General features: G+C 26.5%; 17 protein-coding genes and 1 tRNA gene. 7 read left to right on the top strand and 11 right to left on the bottom strand.

The window, feature by feature from the left end:
• Positions 1 to 227: 227 nt before the first annotated feature.
• Together CRV09_RS00840 and pntB are read left to right on the top strand one after the other, a co-directional pair.
• Positions 228 to 1,760 (top strand): Re/Si-specific NAD(P)(+) transhydrogenase subunit alpha, encoded by a 1,533-nt coding sequence (locus CRV09_RS00840; protein WP_136132245.1) that lies wholly within the window; start codon positions 228 to 230, stop codon positions 1,758 to 1,760.
• Between the two features lie 3 nt (positions 1,761 to 1,763).
• Positions 1,764 to 3,152, top strand: coding sequence for a Re/Si-specific NAD(P)(+) transhydrogenase subunit beta (pntB, locus tag CRV09_RS00835; RefSeq protein WP_136132244.1), 1,389 nt, complete (start codon positions 1,764 to 1,766; stop codon positions 3,150 to 3,152).
• Positions 3,153 to 3,227: 75 nt separating this feature from the next.
• Here pntB and fumC read toward each other — a convergent pair whose 3' ends face one another.
• Entirely contained in the window at positions 3,228 to 4,622 is a 1,395-nt protein-coding gene (gene fumC, locus CRV09_RS00830; protein ID WP_136132243.1) for a class II fumarate hydratase, read from the bottom strand.
• Positions 4,623 to 4,740: 118 nt separating this feature from the next.
• Between fumC and manA the strand changes: the two genes are divergently transcribed.
• The 3 genes from manA to nth all read left to right on the top strand — a co-directional run bounded on the left by manA (position 4,741) and on the right by nth (position 7,186).
• Positions 4,741 to 5,919, top strand: a complete 1,179-nt coding sequence (manA, locus tag CRV09_RS00825) for a mannose-6-phosphate isomerase, class I (protein ID WP_422386569.1) — start codon at positions 4,741 to 4,743, stop codon at positions 5,917 to 5,919.
• A 242-nt stretch (positions 5,920 to 6,161) separates the two neighbouring features.
• Positions 6,162 to 6,494 (top strand): RnfABCDGE type electron transport complex subunit B, encoded by a 333-nt coding sequence (locus CRV09_RS00820; RefSeq protein ID WP_136132242.1) that lies wholly within the window; start codon positions 6,162 to 6,164, stop codon positions 6,492 to 6,494.
• 53 nt (positions 6,495 to 6,547) lie between these two features.
• Entirely contained in the window at positions 6,548 to 7,186 is a 639-nt protein-coding gene (gene nth / locus CRV09_RS00815) for an endonuclease III (protein WP_136132241.1), read from the top strand.
• 70 nt (positions 7,187 to 7,256) lie between these two features.
• On the opposite strand, the gene tyrS is transcribed toward nth, so the two are convergent.
• Together tyrS and pdxH are read right to left on the bottom strand one after the other, a co-directional pair.
• Positions 7,257 to 8,531 carry a tyrosine--tRNA ligase gene (gene tyrS / locus CRV09_RS00810; protein WP_136132240.1) on the bottom strand — a complete coding sequence of 425 codons (1,275 nt, stop codon included), beginning with the start codon at positions 8,529 to 8,531 and terminating at the stop codon, positions 7,257 to 7,259.
• A 49-nt stretch (positions 8,532 to 8,580) separates the two neighbouring features.
• Positions 8,581 to 9,237: a pyridoxamine 5'-phosphate oxidase gene (gene pdxH / locus CRV09_RS00805; protein ID WP_136132239.1), complete on the bottom strand. Its 657-nt coding sequence runs from the start codon at positions 9,235 to 9,237 to the stop codon at positions 8,581 to 8,583.
• Between the two features lie 620 nt (positions 9,238 to 9,857).
• Between pdxH and rnt the strand changes: the two genes are divergently transcribed.
• On the top strand, positions 9,858 to 10,511 hold the full coding sequence (rnt, locus tag CRV09_RS00800) for a ribonuclease T (protein WP_136132238.1): 654 nt from the start codon (positions 9,858 to 9,860) through the stop codon (positions 10,509 to 10,511).
• Between the two features lie 31 nt (positions 10,512 to 10,542).
• On the opposite strand, the gene grxD is transcribed toward rnt, so the two are convergent.
• Both grxD and CRV09_RS00790 read right to left on the bottom strand, forming a co-directional pair.
• Positions 10,543 to 10,887, bottom strand: a complete 345-nt coding sequence (gene grxD, locus CRV09_RS00795; RefSeq protein ID WP_136132237.1) for a Grx4 family monothiol glutaredoxin — start codon at positions 10,885 to 10,887, stop codon at positions 10,543 to 10,545.
• A 333-nt stretch (positions 10,888 to 11,220) separates the two neighbouring features.
• Complete coding sequence (locus CRV09_RS00790; RefSeq protein ID WP_136132236.1) at positions 11,221 to 11,847, bottom strand: riboflavin synthase subunit alpha; 627 nt, start codon at positions 11,845 to 11,847, stop codon at positions 11,221 to 11,223.
• 172 nt (positions 11,848 to 12,019) lie between these two features.
• Here CRV09_RS00790 and CRV09_RS00785 point away from each other — a divergent pair.
• Positions 12,020 to 12,092 (top strand) — tRNA-Val (locus CRV09_RS00785).
• A 142-nt stretch (positions 12,093 to 12,234) separates the two neighbouring features.
• Here the strand turns inward: CRV09_RS00785 and sufE are convergent.
• The 6 genes from sufE to sufA are packed head-to-tail and all read right to left on the bottom strand — an operon-like array spanning position 12,235 to position 17,882.
• Positions 12,235 to 12,684, bottom strand: coding sequence for a cysteine desulfuration protein SufE (gene sufE, locus CRV09_RS00780; RefSeq protein ID WP_136132235.1), 450 nt, complete (start codon positions 12,682 to 12,684; stop codon positions 12,235 to 12,237).
• A gap of 40 nt (positions 12,685 to 12,724) precedes the next feature.
• Positions 12,725 to 13,954: a cysteine desulfurase SufS gene (gene sufS / locus CRV09_RS00775; protein WP_136132402.1), complete on the bottom strand. Its 1,230-nt coding sequence runs from the start codon at positions 13,952 to 13,954 to the stop codon at positions 12,725 to 12,727.
• On the bottom strand, positions 13,954 to 15,231 hold the full coding sequence (gene sufD / locus CRV09_RS00770) for a Fe-S cluster assembly protein SufD (protein ID WP_136132234.1): 1,278 nt from the start codon (positions 15,229 to 15,231) through the stop codon (positions 13,954 to 13,956). Before sufD ends, sufS begins: the two co-directional genes overlap by 1 nt.
• Positions 15,206 to 15,952 carry a Fe-S cluster assembly ATPase SufC gene (gene sufC / locus CRV09_RS00765; RefSeq protein WP_136132233.1) on the bottom strand — a complete coding sequence of 249 codons (747 nt, stop codon included), beginning with the start codon at positions 15,950 to 15,952 and terminating at the stop codon, positions 15,206 to 15,208. Before sufC ends, sufD begins: the two co-directional genes overlap by 26 nt.
• A 48-nt stretch (positions 15,953 to 16,000) precedes the next feature.
• On the bottom strand, positions 16,001 to 17,500 hold the full coding sequence (sufB, locus tag CRV09_RS00760; RefSeq protein WP_136132232.1) for a Fe-S cluster assembly protein SufB: 1,500 nt from the start codon (positions 17,498 to 17,500) through the stop codon (positions 16,001 to 16,003).
• Between the two features lie 7 nt (positions 17,501 to 17,507).
• Positions 17,508 to 17,882: a Fe-S cluster assembly scaffold SufA gene (gene sufA / locus CRV09_RS00755; protein ID WP_136132231.1), complete on the bottom strand. Its 375-nt coding sequence runs from the start codon at positions 17,880 to 17,882 to the stop codon at positions 17,508 to 17,510.
• Positions 17,883 to 18,205: the final 323 nt, after the last annotated feature.

The raw sequence follows: 18,205 nt of genomic DNA, 5'->3' as shown, positions 1-18,205 counted from the left end.
CTATAACAAATAACAAAATAGAGCTATTAATACAATAAAAATTGTATGCTCTATATATCATTATATATAAATAGATCAAGTAAATTCTATAGTAATATCTTAATAAAAATAAATTATAAACATTTAAGTACAGTAATTAAATCATTATTAATATAATGCTTAACATTAATGTTTTCAAAGTATAATTTCTATAATTTTAGAAAATATTATATTAAAAAGGAACGTGTATGTTAATAGGTATACCTAAAGAAAAATCATCAAATGAAGCCCGTGTATCTATTACACCTAAAGTTGTTAAACAATTAATTAAAATAGGTTTTGATATTTTCATTGAACATGAAGCAGGTAAAAATTCTGGTTTTGATAATCAAAGCTATTTCAATGAAGGGGCAAAAATTGTTAATAGTCAAGATATTTGGCAAGTTGATATAATTTTAAAGATTAACCCACCTAATGATGAGGAAATATCTTTAATAAAACAAGGAAGTATATTAATAAGTTTTATTTGGCCAGCTCAAAATCAATCTTTAGTAAAAAAATTAGCAAAACAAAAAATAACAGTAATTGCCATGGATGCTGTGCCACGTATTTCTCGAGCACAATCTTTAGATGCTCTTAGTTCAATGGCAAATATTGCTGGCTATCGTTCTATAATTGAAGCTGCTTATGAATTTGGTGGTTTTTTTGGAGGACAAATTACTGCAGCAGGAAAGATATCTCCAGCTAAAATATTAGTTATTGGTGCAGGTGTAGCTGGTTTAGCAGCTATAAGTGTTGCTGTAAAAATGGGTGCTATAGTAAGAGTATTTGATACTCGACTAGAAGTAAAAGAACAGATAAAAAGTCTAGGTGCTGAATTTCTTGAATTAGATTTTGGAGAAAAATCTAGCTCATCAGATGGGTACTCATCAGTGATGTCTGAAGCTTTTATTAAAGCCGAGATGAAACTATTTTATAATCAAACAAGAGAAGTTGATATCATAATTACTACTGCCATGGTTCCAGGCAAACCAGCGCCAAAACTTATTACAAAAGAAATGGTATTAAATAATATGAAGAAAGGTAGTGTTATTGTCGATATAGCTGCACAAGCAGGTGGAAATTGTTCTTTGACTGTTTGTGATCAAGTTTTAACTACAACTAATGGTGTAAAAATCATAGGCTATACTAATCTTCCTAGTCGTTTACCAAGCCAATCTTCACAATTATATTCTACTAATATATTTAATTTAATTAAACTAATATATGAAGAAGAAAAAGGTAAAGTAAAATTAGATCTTAATGATGTAATAATAAGGAATATTACTATTGTTGATAATGGAAAAATCATTTGGCCTGCTCCTCCTGTTAAAATTTCTATTACAGAAAAAACAAAACCAATTTCTCTCCAAGAAAAACAAATTGTGAAAAATCAAAGCAATTTTATTTATAAATATTGTCTTATTATTTTATTATTAATATCATTTGTTTATTTAGCTAATAATGCTTCAACTGAATTTTTATCTCATTTTAATATATTTATCCTTTCATGTATAATTGGTTATTACATAGTTTGGAATGTTAATCATGCATTACATACTCCATTAATGTCTGTTACTAATGCTATTTCAGGAATTATTATCATTGGAGCAATATTACAAATGGATAGTACTTATTTGATTAATTATATTTCTTTTATAGCAATATTAGTATCCAGTATCAATATATTCGGCGGTTTTAATATTACTCACCGAATGTTAAAAATGTTTCGTAAGGGGTGAATTATGTTTAGCGGGTTAATAACTGCAGCATACATCATTTCTTCAATATTTTTTATCCTTAGTTTAAAAGGATTATCAAAACATGATACTTCTAAACAAGGAAATTTCTTTGGTATAAGTGGTATGGTAATTGCATTAATTGCAACTATTTTTACTAAAAATTTTATCCATGCTAAAATCTTGATTTTTTTAGCCATGATTATAGGTGGATTAATTGGCATTTTTATATCAAGAAAAATTGAAATGACTAAAATGCCTGAATTAATTGCTATTTTACATAGTTTTGTTGGTTTGGCAGCCGTTTTAGTAGGTATTAATAGTTATATTAATTATTCACCTTTTTTATACCCATTTGTAGAAAATAGTATTCATTTAACTGAAATTTTTATTGGTATTTTTATTGGTGCAATAACTTTTACTGGTTCTTTATTAGCATTTGGAAAGTTATCTGGCAAAATTAGTTCTAAACCATTTATAATACCATATCATCATAAACTGAATATTTTGATTTTAGTAGTTTCTTTTATATTTTTATTATATTTCATTAATACTAGTGATCAAAAGATACAAATTATATTATTAGTAATAATGATTTTAATTGCACTTTTATTTGGAATTAATTTAGTGTCATCAATTGGCGGTGCTGATATGCCAGTTATAGTTTCTATGTTAAATTCCTATTCTGGTTGGTCTTCGGCTGCTGTAGGTTTTACGCTTAATAATGATCTATTAATCATAACTGGTTCTTTAGTAGGTTCATCAGGAGCTATACTTTCTTATATTATGTGTAAAGCAATGAATCGTTCTTTTATTAATATAATTTCCGGAGGAGCTAATAATAAAAACATTATTAAAACAGAAGATTTAGGTAAATATTGTGAAATTGAGATAGAAGAAATAGTAAATCTTTTAAAAAATGCTTCATCAGTTGTTATTACTCCAGGCTACGGTATGGCAGTAGCACAAGCTCAATATTCAGTTGCAAAAATAACTCAAAAATTGCAACAATATGGTATTAAAGTTGTTTTTGCTATTCATCCAGTTGCCGGTCGTTTACCAGGTCATATGAATGTTCTACTTGCAGAAGCACGAGTTCCATACGATATAGTATTAGAAATGGATGAAATTAATAAAGATTTTGTTAATACCGAAATCGTTTTAGTCATTGGAGCTAATGATACTGTAAACCCAGCTGCACAAGAAGACCTTAATAGTCCTATATCTGGAATGCCTGTACTAGAAGTATGGAAAGCTCAAAATGTTGTTGTTTTTAAAAGGTCTATGAATTCTGGTTATTCTGGAATTAATAATCCGTTATTTTTTAAAGAAAATACATATATGATATTCGGTGATGCAAAAACTAGTATCGAAGCTATTTTAAAATTAATCTAAATTAACATATAATATATCTGATAAAATAAAATATTTATTTGATATTAATAACCAAACAAAATACAAATTTTTTTATTATTCTACATTACCTACCATATTTTCCGGTTTTACTAAAAAATCAAATTCTTCTTCAGTTAAATATCCTAATTTTAGCGCTGAAATTTTAAGTGTTGTACCTTCTTGATATGCTTTTTTAGCAATTTTTGCTGCTTTATCATATCCAATATGATTATTAAGCACAGTAACTAGCATTAATGATTCGTTTAAAAATTTATCAATACGTTCATATACTGGTTTAATGCCAATGGCACAATAACGATTAAAACTATCTATTCCATCAGTTAAAAGTCTAATTGATTGAAGAAAATTATACATTATCATTGGACGAAATACATTTAATTCAAAATTACCCAATGAATTTCCTATGTTAATAGCAACATCATTACCCATAACTTGACAACAAATCATAGTCATTGCTTCACATTGAGTAGGGTTGACTTTACCAGGCATAATTGAACTTCCAGGCTCATTTTCTGGAATCATTATTTCTCCAATACCACAACGTGGTCCCGATGATAACCATCTTATATCGTTAGCAATCTTCATTAAAGATGTGGCTAAGTTTTTAAATGTACCATGTGAATTTACTATCGCATTACTATTGCTCAATGCTTCAAATTTATTTGGTGCAGTAATAAAAGGATATTTAGTTAAATTAGCAATTGTTTTAGCGACATTAACTGCATAATTTGGATGAGTATTCAATCCAGTACCAACTGCTGTGCCACCCAAAGCAAGTTCAAACAAATAAGGGATACTTTGTTCTATTTGTTTAATATTGCTTTCAATCATACTTACCCAACCAGAAATTTCTTGACCTAACGTTAATGGTATAGCATCTTGTAAATGAGTTCTACCAATCTTTACTATTTTTTTAAATGCATTAGATTTATCATTAAGTATTTTCTTTAATGTATTAATTTTGGGGATCATTTGTTCTCTAATAGTTATTACTGATGCTATGTGTATTGCACTAGGAAAAACGTCATTAGAACTTTGACTTTTGTTTACATCATCATTAGGATGCACTAAACGTAAAACACCTTTTTTTCCTCCAAGTATTTCACTAGCTCTATTAGCTAATACTTCATTCATATTCATATTTGTTTGGGTACCAGAACCAGTCTGCCAAATAACTAAAGGAAACTCTTCGTTATGTTTACCATCCATTACTTCATCAGTTGCTTTGATGATTGCTTCAGCAATATTTTTTTTTAATATCCCTAAATCACAGTTTACTATTGCTGCAGCACGTTTAATTAAAGCTAATGAATGGATAAATACAATTGGCATTCTTTCTGTAGAAATATGAAAATGTTCTAATGAACGTTGAGTTTGCGCTCCCCATAATTTATCGTTTGGAACATTTACAGACCCCATTGAATCCTTTTCAATACGACTTGGTATCATTGATAAATTCTCCTTTATTAAAAATTAATAAATATGTTAATATATTTAAAAACTACGGTTATTTTTTATTTATGCTATAACTATTAATATAGGCCATGCAGAATATTTTATTAGCACAATGATATTAAAATTAGAGAATTCGTTACAAAATTATAATTGGGGTAGTAGAACTTTTTTATCTGAAACATATAATTTTACAAATCCTCATAACTTGCCAATGGCCGAATTATGGATAGGTACACATCCTAAAACTCCTTCTAAAGTACATTATAATAATAAAATATCATTTTTAAGTGATATTATTAACTCAAATCCTCAGAAGTTATTAGGCAGTTCAGTATACCAATATTTTGGTGAATTACCTTTTTTATTTAAGATAATATGTGTTGAAAATCCATTATCAATTCAAGTTCATCCTAATAAAATATTTGCTAAACAAGGCTTCTTAAAAGAAAATAGTAGATCAATTCCAATAAATAGTTATAAAAGAAATTATAAAGATAAAAATTACAAACCTGAATTGATTTATGCAATTACTCCTTTTCATGCATTGATAGGTTTTAAAACATTTGCTCAAATAAATTCATTATTAAATATAATCAATGAAATACATCCCTCAATTAATATTTTTCTCAGAATGCCAAACCAGAATAATTTATTAAAATTATTAAAATATCTTTTATTATTAAAAGGTCAAGAAAAATTAAAGGCATTTAATATTTTAAAATCAAAACTTAAACTTTTTAAAGAAGAACCTTGGCATACTATCAAAACTATAATTATAAACTATCCAGAAGATAATTCTTTATTTTTGCTTTTATTTTTTAATAATATTTTTCTAAAACCAGGTGAAGCTGTATTTATATCTTGTGGAACACCTCATATATATTTGAAAGGTAATGCAATAGAAATTTCGGCTAATTCTGATAATGTTTTACGTGCGGGTTTAACATCAAAATATATAGATATATCTGAATTTTTGATGAACTTAAAATTAAGTGATTCTTTATTAAGTAAAATATTAATAAAACCTAAAAAATTACAAAACGAATTACGTTTTCCAATCGAAATATTGGATTTTGCTTTTACAATTCACGTATTAACAAATGAATTGCAAAATATCAATCAGAAAAGTATGGCAATATTATTTTGTATTCAAGGTGATTTTACTATTATTAAAGATGATAGATTATTATTATTAAAATCAGGTGAATCTTGTTTTGTTTCTGCAGAAGAAATGCCAATTAAAATTAAGGGAAATGGCTCTTTGGCTCGTGTATTTAATGAATTATATTAGCAATTGTAACACATTGACATAAAAATATAAGTATCATTTAAAGATTAGTTATTATTCATTACTCTAAAATAATACATTAATATTATCTTTTATTTTAAAGAAATAAACCTTTGTTATTGTATAATAATTAATTTAAATTATTTGATAGCAAAAATAAAATTATTAATCTATATAATTTATGATTCATATCAAATTTAATAATTTAATTATTAAAGCATTTAAGTGTGAGGTAGTAATAAAATATGCTAGAAATAGCAAAAATGCTTAATATAGAACCAAAACTAATCAGACACAGCAATAAAATTATTTTAAAAAAAATAGCATATATTGAAGAAAATAAATGCATAGGTTGTAATAAATGTGTTAAAACATGTCCAGCTGGCGCCATAGTAGGAGCTGTACGTAATATTCATACAGTAATAAGTAATTATTGCACCTGTTGTAATTTATGCATAGATTATTGTCCTGTCAATTGTATTAAGTTAATTTCTGTAAATATAACTATTAACCACATAGAATGGGATGTAGATCATATTCCTATTAAACTAGATTTAATCTGTAACTGTAATTTTTAATATAAATAAATTTATAACTTATTTATTAAAATATTATAATTAAAAGAACTTAAATGAATCAAAAAATACGAATAAAAATACTTAATATTCTTAAAGATAAAAATCCTAATCCTATTATTGAACTTAATTTTAAATCACCCTTTGAACTTCTAATATCTACTCTATTATCGGCTCAATCTACTGATATAATTGTTAATAAGGTGACACAAAAACTTTATCAAGAAGCTAATACTCCTGAAAAATTTTTAAAACTAGGCTTAAATAATATAAAAAAATATATTAAACCTATTGGATTATATAATATAAAAGCATTAAATATAATAAAAACTTGTCATATGTTATTAGAAAAATATGACGGCAAGATACCAGAAAATAGAATTGCATTAGAAACACTACCAGGAATAGGTAAAAAAACTGCTAATATTATACTAAATATTGTTTTTAATCAATCTACAATTGCAGTAGATACTCATGTTTTTCGGGTATGTAATCGTACTCGTTTTGCAACCGGTAAAAATGTCATACAGGTAGAAAATAAATTATTAAAGGTAGTTCCTAAATCTTTTAAAAAAAACTGTCATATGTGGCTGGTTTTTCACGGACGTTATACTTGTAAGGCTCGTATTCCGAAATGTAATTTATGTATTATTAATCACTTATGTGCATCAAATACATCTTATTACAAGATATAAGATATTTATTTTTAAATTAAATTTTATTAACAAAGGCTGCTTATATTAATTTTTTCTAAAATATAAAAATTTATACCCAATTTATTAAACAATAATTTTTTTTACCACGACGCACTAATGTATATTTATTAAATAATTTATCAATATCATTGAGTTTATATTTAGGATTAGATTGTTGTTTACCATTTATATAAATAGCATTACTATAAATCATAGTACGGGCTTGGCTACGTGAAGTTACTAGTTTTGATTTTACTAAAACTTGTTGTAAATCTTCGGGTCCATCAAGATGAACAGTTGGAATACCATCATAAGAAAGTTGTTTAAAATCAGATTCATTTATTTTATCTATTCTGTTAGAAAATAAATTATGAGTAATATTTTTTGCAGAGTCTAGGGCACTTTTTCCATGGACTAAATTAGTAACTTGTTCAGCTAATATATATTGTGCTTCAGGTACTTTATTTATATTTTTATCTTTATGCTCTAATATTTTTATTTCATCAAGGCTAATAGATGTAAAATATTTTAAAAAACGATAAACATCAGCATCAGCAGTATTAATCCAAAATTGATAAAATTTATAAGGACTAGTTTTTTTAGGATCTAACCATATAGTTTCTTTTTCAGTTTTACCAAATTTAGTACCGTCAGATTTTGTGATTAAAGGAAAAGTTAAACCAAAAACTTGGCTATTATTTAAACGGCGTGTTAAATTAATACCTGACGTGATATTACCCCATTGATCAGAACCACCAATTTGTAAAGAAACATCTAATAATTTATTTAAATAAGCAAAATCATAACTTTGTAATAAATTATAAGAAAATTCAGTAAAAGATATACCATGATCATCACGGTTTAATCTTTGTTTAATAGCCTCTTTGTTGATCATTTGATTGACAGAAAAATGTTTACCTATATTTCTCAGAAAAGATAATATATTCATATTATTAAACCAATCAAGATTATTTACAATAACAGCGCTATTAAATCCACAATCAAAATTTAAAAACTTTATAAGTTGTGTTTGTATTTTTTCTGTCCATGTCTTTATAAGGTTATTATCGTTAAATTTACGTTCTGTAGCCTTAAAGCTAGGATCCCCAATTAAGCCAGTAGCTCCTCCTAATAATAAAATAGGTTTATGACCTAAATTTTGAAAGTGTTTTAAACATATTAAAGGTATTAAATGGCCTAAATGTAGGCTTTCTGCAGTAGGATCAAAGCCACAATAAAGCACACTAGGACCTTGTTGCAATTTTTTTATTAATTGCTCTTTATTTGTTAATTGAAATATCAAAGATCTGCTATAGAGATATTCTATAATATTGTTTGTAATCATTTTTATACCTAAATTAATTAATTTGCTATTATAATAATAAAAAAATTATTCATGGCGCAAGTCTATTTATTCTCCAGATATTATCTTCTAATTGATATAAAAATCTATCATGTAGTCGATGTTCACCACCTTGCCAAAATTCCATGGTGTTAAATTTTACTCTAAATCCACCCCAAAAACTAGGTAATGGTATTTCACGATTCTTGAATTTACTTTTCATATCTAAAAAACTTTTTTCAAGAACTTCACGTGATGAAATAAAAGATGATTGTTTAGAAACCCAGGTAGTAATTTGGCTTTCACGAGGACGTTTATAAAAATATTTTAATGTTTCCAACATTGATAATTGCTCTATTTTGCCTAAAATCATTAATTGACGATCAAGACAATGCCAGAGAAAATGTAATGAAATCTTTGGATTTTTTTTTAAATGGATAACCTTTCTACTATTGAAATGGGTATAGAATACCATACCTTTTTTATCGTAATATTTTAATAAAACAGTACGTTGATAAGGTTGACCATTTTGATCTACTGTTGCTAATGTCATTGCCGTTGGATCTGGTATAAATGATTTACAAGCATCTATTAACCAATGATCAAATAAAATTAGTGGATTATCTGGTAAGTCTTTGCGGCTTAATCTTCCTTTTATATATTCTCGGCGTAAGTTAGAAATATCAGTTGTTTCTTTTATATCTTTCATGATTAATTACTCATTTTAATAATTAATAACAATATTTTATTAAATTATTTTAAAATAATAATTACATATATAAAATCATAATAATTTCTCATTTAAAATATTTTAATTTATATCAAAAATATTAATAATATAATTTATTTTTTAAATAATTTTAAAGTCTAACCTATATATTTATAAAATTTAATACTTAATTCAAAATTATATTTAATTAATGATAATTTTATCAAAAATAGGCTATTCGTTTCTTTATAAATAAAAATAATTTTTATTTATCATGTTAATATTTAAATATTTTTAATTTATATAATTATATTAAATAAATTAATAAACAAGTATGGTTATCATAGCAATTAAACAATTAAATTGATCTTTTTTAAAATAAATAATAAAATGACTTATTGTTTTATAAAACCCTAAATATTAATCTTTATAAGAAGTAATTTTTCTAAACATCTAAGAATATAATATTTATTTACAAACGTATTTATATAATAAATTAATAAATCATAATATTAATTTTATAAAACAAAATTAAACTAAATTTTTAATTAAATTAGAATAATTATTTGCAATAAAAAACAAATTAAAGTTCATTGTTATATTCTATAAAATGAGAGATTATGTCTGAATTAAATTATTTAAATTCTATCAATCAACGATTTCGTGGTTTTTATCCCGTGGTAGTAGATATTGAAACTGCTGGTTTTAACGAACAGACTGATGCTCTATTGGAAATTGCTGCAATTACTTTAAAAATGGATTCACATGGATGGATTCACCTAAATGAAACAAGGCACTTTCATATTGAACCATTCAAAGGATCACTACTAAACCCTGAATCACTTGCATTTACTGGTATTGATCCGACAAATCCTTTACGTAGTGCTGTTAGTGAATATGAAGCGCTTAATGCTATTTTTGAGATGGTTAGAAAAGGTATAAAGGATACAGGTTGCAATTGTGCTATCATGGTAGCTCATAATGCAACTTTTGATTTTAAATTTATGATGGCAGCTATTGAACGTACTAGTCTAAAGCATAGCCCATTTCATCCCTTTGCTACCTTTGATACTGCTACATTAAGTGGACTTATTTTAGGGCAAACAGTTTTAGCAAAAGCATGTAAAGCTGCTGGTATAAATTTTGATAATATTCAGGCACATTCTGCACTTTATGACACAGAACAAACTGCAGTACTATTTTGTGAATTAGTAAATCGTTGGAAGAGATTAGGAGGTTGGCCACCAAAGTTTACTGATAATACAGAAAAATAATTTTATTATAAAGCCAACTGATATGTCGGCTTTATAATTTTTTGATTGTTTTATTTTTTTTAATGGCTTGTTTAATAATAGCTTGTAATTCATTACAATTAAACATTTCAACAATGATATCACAACCACCTATTAATTCACCATTGATCCATAGTTGAGGAAAAGTAGGCCAATTTGAATACCTGGGTAATTCTGAACGGATGTCAGGATTTTTTAAGATATCTACATAGGCAAAACGTTCTCCGCAAGCTGATAAAAATTTCACTGCTTGAGCGGAGAAGCCGCAACTTGGTTGACTAGGAGATCCTTTCATATATAATATGATTGGATTTTCTTTAATTTGACGTTCAATTTTTTGTATAATACTATCAACCATAGTCACATTCCTTAAAATAAATTATTTATAATTTTTATGTTAAGAATTTTTTAATTTAAATTGATAATTACATTCTTAATATTAATGTTTTTTAACTTAAAATAAAAATTACACATCGATATATCAGTCAAATATTTTATTATTACTTTATAATAACGGCTTTTATGTAAGGATGGATGAAGATAATCAGTTTAGCAAAATAATCAATGTATTAGATAAAAAATTTAATAATTTATATTAATTTTAATCTAACCTTATTTTATCAACAAATATAATTTCTTTCAATTATTTGTTTTAACCCTTAATTATCATCTAAAGAAATAATAGATTATATCAATAATTAATATTGTTTTTATATAAAGGAATTAAACGTTCAACTGTATCTACTATAACTTGAGTATGTAAATCTATTTCAATATTTGCAAAATAACCAAGTCTTTTTCTGCCAATAGTAGTTCTTTTCAATGTTTCAGGTATAATGAAAACACAAAAATTTCTATCGAAAACATCACCTACTGTTAAACTAATCCCATCTATTCCTATAAATCCCTTATTAAAAATATATTTCATATTTTTTAAGTTTATCATTTTAAACCATAAAACATAATTACAATCTGATTTAATTACTTCATAAATTTCAGCTGTGGTCATAACATGACCTGACATTAAATGTCCTCCTATTTCATGGTTTATTTTTATTGCACGTTCAATATTTACCATATCTCCTTCACACAAATTATCTAAATTACTAACTTTTAATGTCTCCATAATTAATGCAAAACTAACAAAACAATCATTGATATTATTAACAGTTAAACAGCAACCATCAATCATTACTGAAGCTCCTAAATTTAAATTAGCTATTAGTTCTTTAGGAAATCTGATAGTATAATTATAAGGAAAATGTTTTTTTTCAATAGATACTATTTCTGCAATTCCTTCTACAATACCAGTAAACATATTATTTTTGCCTTATTAAAATAGCTAAATTTTTCAAAAGATTTTATTTAAAATAACATTTAATTTCTTTAATTATCAAATTCAATATTTATTGATTTTGTTAAAAAATTAATAATAAAATTCTTGCTAAAATTGATTCAAAACAGGTATAATTTTAGTTTGTTGGGTTATTGCGTTCTTAGCTCAGATGGTAGAGCACCACCTTGACTTGGTGGGGGTCAATGGTTCAAATCCATTAGAACGCACTAATTGTAATTCAACATTATAATATATTAACATTAAATAAATCCATATTAATATCAATCAACTAAAATTATTTCAATTTAGTTGATATTTAAAATATATCGCAATAAGTGAATTGCGGTATAATATAGAATAAATAAATATTTATTTATTTCTATTATTAGCATGTTCAAAACTATTTTTAGATATTTTTTTTATAGAATGACGAATAGATCTAATTACTGCTTCTATTCCTTGTGAACGAGTAGGTGTGATATGTTGTGTTAGTGATAATTTATTGAACCAATAACCGATATCTAAAATCATTATGTCAGACATAAGTAAATTATTATATATAATAAATATTATAGCAATCAATCCCTTGACTATAATTGAATCGCTGTCCCCTTCAAAAATAACAGTACCGTCTGGTTTTGGTGTTATTTTAATCCATACATGGCTTTGACAACCACCAATCATATTTTCAGGATTATGTAAATTTTTAGATATAACTGGAATTTTTCTTCCTAATTCAATTATATAAAGATATTTTTCTTCCCAATTAGAACAGCGATTAAAGTTGAAAATCAACTTTTCTTTTTCTGGTAAAGTCACTGTTAATCACTCCAATTAAGCTATTTAAAGATAATTAAATTTAAATTTTTAATAAACGATTGATATGTATTAGACTTGATACTAAACGGTCTATTTCTTCTTCACTATTGTAAAAAGCCAAGGAAGCTCGACACATTGATGACACATTATAATGTCTCATCAATGGAATTGCACAATGGTGACCTGTGCGAATAGCAATTCCAAATTGATCTAAGAAACTTCCAACATCAAAAGAATGATGTTTACCAAGATTGAACGAAATAATACCATTATTATTTAAAGGACTGTATAATTGAATATCTGATATAGATGATAATTGTTTATATGCATAACAAACCAAATCATTTTCACGTTCATTAATTACTTTTAATCCTAATTTTTGAATATAAGTCAGAGCAGCACCTAATCCTATAATTCCAATAATATTTGGTGTCCCTGCTTCAAAACGCCAAGGTACGCTGTTCCATGTCGTACCATTAGGTATGGTTACGTCACTAATCATAGAACCTCCGCCCTGCCATGGAGGCATCTCATTTAATATATTTTTTCTCCCGTATAATATACCAATACCGGTCGGTCCATATATTTTATGTCCAGAAAAAACATAAAAATCACATCCAATCTTTTGGACATCAACCTTATTATGCATTACAGCTTGTGCGCCATCTACAACAGTAATGATACCTGTAGATTTAGATTTAACTTTAGCTATAATATCTTGAATTGGATTTATTATTCCAAGAACATTAGAAACATGTGTTATTGCGAATAGACGTGTATTTTTATCAATTAAATTAGTAAGTTTTTCAACAAATAAATTACCTCCTTTATTCAAAGGTAATACACGAATTTCTGCACCAACTCTTTTAGCTAAAAGTTGCCATGGCACTATGTTAGAATGATGTTCCATCTCAGTGATAATTATGTTATCATTATAACCTATGTTAATACTGCCCCAACTATTAGCTATGAGGTTTATTCCTTCTGTAGTACCTTTAACGAATATAATTTCATTATGAGATGATGCATTTATAAAACATGCTACTTGACTACGGACTTGTTCCATATGACTAGTTGCTTGAGCACTTAACGTATGAATTCCACGATGTACAGCTGAGTAATTGTTTTTATAAAAATACTTTTCAGCATTAATTACATCTAAAGGACGTTGGGAACTAGCAGCATTATCAAAGTAAGCTAAAAAATGACCATTAATTTTGGTTTTTAAAATAGGAAAATCATTCCTAATAAGCTCAAGATTAAAATTTATCACATATCTTCTCTAGAAATACGTCGATACATACGATTTAAAATAGCTTTTTTTATTATACTGTTTTCTAATATTTCAATTAACTCTATAGCAAACGCATCTATTAACATTCTCATTGCATCATTCGTACTAATACCTCTTGATATTAAATAAAAAATCTGTTTATCATCTATGCATCCAACTGTAGCTCCATGACTGCATTTTACATCGTCTGCATAAATTTCTAATTGAGGTTTAGTATAAACTTCAGCTTGAGTACCTAACAATAAATTATTGTTAATCATTTTACCATCTGTTTTTATTGCATCTGAAGCAACTTTAATATGGCCATTAAAAACTGAACGACCTCTGTCTAATACTATGGCTTTATGTTTTTGACGACTTGTACAATAACTTTTATTGTGTTCTAGATGAGTACGTATATCAAATATTTCTTGATCTTTCGGTAAAGATAAACTATTAATTATCAATTCAGAATTATTACCTTCTAATTTAATACTGGTATTATGACGCATTATATTTGCGCCTATCACAAATGTATTGCTGATAATCTTTGAATGATTGCCAATTATTATGTCATTATGGGAGAAGTGATAACTTTTACTACTTTCAAAAGCTAACTTGACATGTCTTAAGTTAGAATTATTGGCTATATTCACAGTTAAACGTGAACCAGTAAAATGTGCCTTTAAATTTAGAGTTACAAAATGCTCTATTATCTCAGCTTTAGTATTATCTTCTAAAATTAAATGATGACGATAATGCACTGTGTTAAGTCTATCTTGATAACCATCAGTTATGTGTAATAAATATATAGGAAATAATGCTTCTTGATTACTCAGTAAACGAATAACAGTAATTTCTTCAGTCAAACCTTCAGTTAAATGTAAAAATACTTCAGGCTGAATAGGTTGTGGTAATTTTATATTTTTATTTGTTATATAGTTTTTAATCTCAAATATTTTACTGTCATAAGAACTTAGTAGTGGTTTAAATTGACCATTAATAAAAATCAAGCGGAAAGCATCTAAAGGAAGTGATAATTTGTTTACATCATTAATATTTAATTGAATTTTTCCCGGTAAAACAAATTCTTGTGATATAAAAGTATCTAAAGGTGTATACTTCCAATTTTCATCTTTACTATTTGGAAAACCCATTTTTATTAATTTGTTCCAATGTTTTTTAGCTTGAGTCGAACGATTTGTAATATTTGATATAAATAAATTATTGAATTTTTGTAAAGCAATATCATTTTTTATCGGAAAGCCAGCCATAACCATGTTCCTCTAACTGTCTAACCAAAGAAAAATCACCAGATTTTACTATACTTCCGTTATATAATACATGTACTAAATCTGGTTCTATATAATTCAGAATACGTTGGTAATGTGTAATAATAATAAAAGAACGATCTTCGTTTCTTAAATTATTGACACCTTTTGCTATAATTTTTAATGCATCTATATCTAGACCAGAATCAGTTTCGTCTAAAATACATAATTTTGGCTCTAATAATGACATTTGTAAAATATCATTACGTTTCTTTTCTCCTCCAGAAAAACCTACGTTTACATAACGTTTAAGCAGGTCTGCTGGCATATCTAAAAAATCAATTTTTTCTTGAATCAGATCTTGTAATTCAAAACGGTCTAGTTCTTTTTGATTACGGTATTTACGAACTGCGTTAATTGCAGTTTGCAAAAAAAAATGATTACTAACACCAGGAATTTCAACTGGATACTGAAAAGCTAAGAAAATTCCTTCTCCTGCACGCTGTTCAGGTTCTAATTTTAATAGATTTTTATTATTAAAAGTTATTGATCCACTGACTATTTCATATTCTCCACATCCAGTTACAGTTGATGAAAGAGTACTTTTTCCTGAACCATTAGGGCCCATAATAGCATGGATTTCACCAGGTTTTATTTTTAAATCAAGATCATTTAAAATTGTTTTATTTTCAATACTAACATTAAGTTTTTTTATATTTAACATAGTATATCTTATTCCTTTCCATCGTTTAATGGAAATATATATATGACATTAACCAACACTATGTTCAAGGTTGACAGATAATAATTTTTGTGCTTCTATAGCAAATTCCAAGGGTAATTTAGAAAAGACATCTTTACAAAATCCATTAACTATCATGGAAATAGCATCTTCTTCACTTATTCCACGCTGCAAGAAATAAAACATTTGTTCTTCACCTATACGAGATGTTGTAGCTTCATGCTCCAATTGTGCTGTATTGTTACAATTTTCTATATATGGGAAAGTATGTGAACTACAATTACGACCAATTAACATGGAATCACATTGTGTAAAATTACGTGCATTTTTTGCCTGTGGTAATATTTTTACTAATCCACGATAGGTATTTTTACTCTTACCAGCAGATATTCCTTTTGATATAATAGTAGACTTAGTGTTTTTTCCAATATGGATCATTTTTGTACCACTATCAGCTTGTTGATATCCAGTAGTTAATGCTACTGAATAAAATTTTCCTATTGAATTATCTCCTTGCAAAATACAACTTGGATATTTCCAAGTAATAGCAGAACCTGTTTCGGATTGTGTCCAAGACATTTTACTGTTATTTCCTTTACATAATGCACGCTTAGTAACAAAATTTAGGATTCCACCTTTTCCATTTCGTCCTGGAAACCAATTTTGCACTGTAGAATATTTCACTTCTGCATTTTTATGAACTACTACTTCTACTACTGCTGCATGTAATTGATTGGTTTTATGTATAGGAGCAGAACAACCTTCTATATAACTTACATAGCTATTTTCTTCTGCTATTAAAATAGTTCTTTCAAACTGCCCAGTATTTGCAGCATTAATGCGAAAATAAGTTGATAACTCCAAAGGACAGCGAACTCCTTTTGGGATATAAACAAAAGTACCATCAGATGCTACAGCAGAATTTAAAGATGCAAAAAAATTGTCATTTATTGGTACTACAGAGCCTAAGTACTTCCTCACTAGTTCTGGATATTCTTGAATTGCTTTATTAAATGAACAAAAAATAATTCCATGCTTAGCTAATTTAGCTTGGTATGTAGTTGCTACTGAAACTGAATCAAAAATTGCATCAATAGCAACTTCATTTGCTTCACGAACTGGAACTCCTAATTTATTAAAAGTATTTTCAACTTCTTTAGTTAAGTAGTTAATATCATGTTTTTTATTTGAATATTCAAATTTATTATTAAAACTAGATGAATTAGAATTACTATTGCAATCACTACATAAAGGTATTGAGTAATAAATATAATCTTGATAATTGAGTTTATTATAATGTCCTTTAATCCAGTGTGGTTCTTCCATTTTTAACCAAACATTAAATGATTCAAGACGAAATTCTAACATCCATTTTGGTTCATTTCTTTTTTCTGAAATTTTACATATAATATCTTTATTAATACCTTTGGTAATTTTTTCAGTTTTTAATTTAGTAAAAAATCCTTCTTTATAATTTAAGTTACCTTGCCAAAATTGATTTTTTTCAGATAATTTTGTATTTTGTGACATATTCTATTTACTCTATACTAAAACTTTCCCCACATCCACAAGAGTGTTGTGCTTTAGGATTATTAAATTTAAAATTATGATTTAACCCATCGTAAACATAATCTATTTCAGTACCATCAATAAAGGGCATGGCTTGCATTGATACAAATAAAGTAATAGATTTGAATGAAAATTCAAGATCTTCATTCAATGGATCTTTTGTTAAATTCATAATATATTTAAAACCTGCACAACCAGATTTTTTTATACCTAACCATAATCCTTTTATCTCAGGATCTTTGCTAATTAAATTAGATAATTGTTTTTCTGCAGATTTAGTTAATGTAAATCCCTTCCATACAAGATCGTGATGTGAAATATCATTTACATTAACGGATTCCATAACATTTCTCCTATCACATATGTGTAGTGTTATTAATATAAACCTAATTTTAGTTTTAATATTCATAGTTACAGACTATAAATAATTAAAATTTTATTGAGTATATTAAGAATAAAAATACATTTAAATAAAAGATATTTTAATATAAAAAATACATAACTTATAAAAATAAACCTAAATACTGTTTTCAAAAAATATTATCTTTTGGTCAAAATATACTATATTGATACTTTTTTATTGTTAATATGATTTTGTTTATTATATAAAAATTCAAATAATATTAATTTCTTAAAACATATCACATAAATATCAGAACTATTAAC

This window comes from Candidatus Pantoea edessiphila (genome assembly GCF_002933345.1).
Taxonomy (GTDB): domain Bacteria; phylum Pseudomonadota; class Gammaproteobacteria; order Enterobacterales; family Enterobacteriaceae; genus Pantoea_C.
Note: the sequence above shows the minus strand (reverse complement) of the source record. Positions and strands in the feature narration are given on the sequence as shown.

What these genes read in the sequence shown, in the direction of transcription:
- CRV09_RS00840 (WP_136132245.1), top strand. Translation starts at nt 228, where the DNA reads ATGTTAATAGGTATACCTAAAGAAAAATCATCAAATGAAGCCCGTGTA.
- pntB (WP_136132244.1), top strand. Translation starts at nt 1,764, where the DNA reads ATGTTTAGCGGGTTAATAACTGCAGCATACATCATTTCTTCAATATTT.
- fumC (WP_136132243.1), bottom strand. Translation starts at nt 4,622, where the DNA reads ATGATACCAAGTCGTATTGAAAAGGATTCAATGGGGTCTGTAAATGTT.
- manA (WP_422386569.1), top strand. Translation starts at nt 4,741, where the DNA reads ATGATATTAAAATTAGAGAATTCGTTACAAAATTATAATTGGGGTAGT.
- CRV09_RS00820 (WP_136132242.1), top strand. Translation starts at nt 6,162, where the DNA reads ATGCTAGAAATAGCAAAAATGCTTAATATAGAACCAAAACTAATCAGA.
- nth (WP_136132241.1), top strand. Translation starts at nt 6,548, where the DNA reads ATGAATCAAAAAATACGAATAAAAATACTTAATATTCTTAAAGATAAA.
- tyrS (WP_136132240.1), bottom strand. Translation starts at nt 8,531, where the DNA reads ATGATTACAAACAATATTATAGAATATCTCTATAGCAGATCTTTGATA.
- pdxH (WP_136132239.1), bottom strand. Translation starts at nt 9,237, where the DNA reads ATGAAAGATATAAAAGAAACAACTGATATTTCTAACTTACGCCGAGAA.
- rnt (WP_136132238.1), top strand. Translation starts at nt 9,858, where the DNA reads ATGTCTGAATTAAATTATTTAAATTCTATCAATCAACGATTTCGTGGT.
- grxD (WP_136132237.1), bottom strand. Translation starts at nt 10,887, where the DNA reads ATGGTTGATAGTATTATACAAAAAATTGAACGTCAAATTAAAGAAAAT.
- CRV09_RS00790 (WP_136132236.1), bottom strand. Translation starts at nt 11,847, where the DNA reads ATGTTTACTGGTATTGTAGAAGGAATTGCAGAAATAGTATCTATTGAA.
- sufD (WP_136132234.1), bottom strand. Translation starts at nt 15,231, where the DNA reads ATGGCTGGCTTTCCGATAAAAAATGATATTGCTTTACAAAAATTCAAT.
- sufC (WP_136132233.1), bottom strand. Translation starts at nt 15,952, where the DNA reads ATGTTAAATATAAAAAAACTTAATGTTAGTATTGAAAATAAAACAATT.
- sufB (WP_136132232.1), bottom strand. Translation starts at nt 17,500, where the DNA reads ATGTCACAAAATACAAAATTATCTGAAAAAAATCAATTTTGGCAAGGT.
- sufA (WP_136132231.1), bottom strand. Translation starts at nt 17,882, where the DNA reads ATGGAATCCGTTAATGTAAATGATATTTCACATCACGATCTTGTATGG.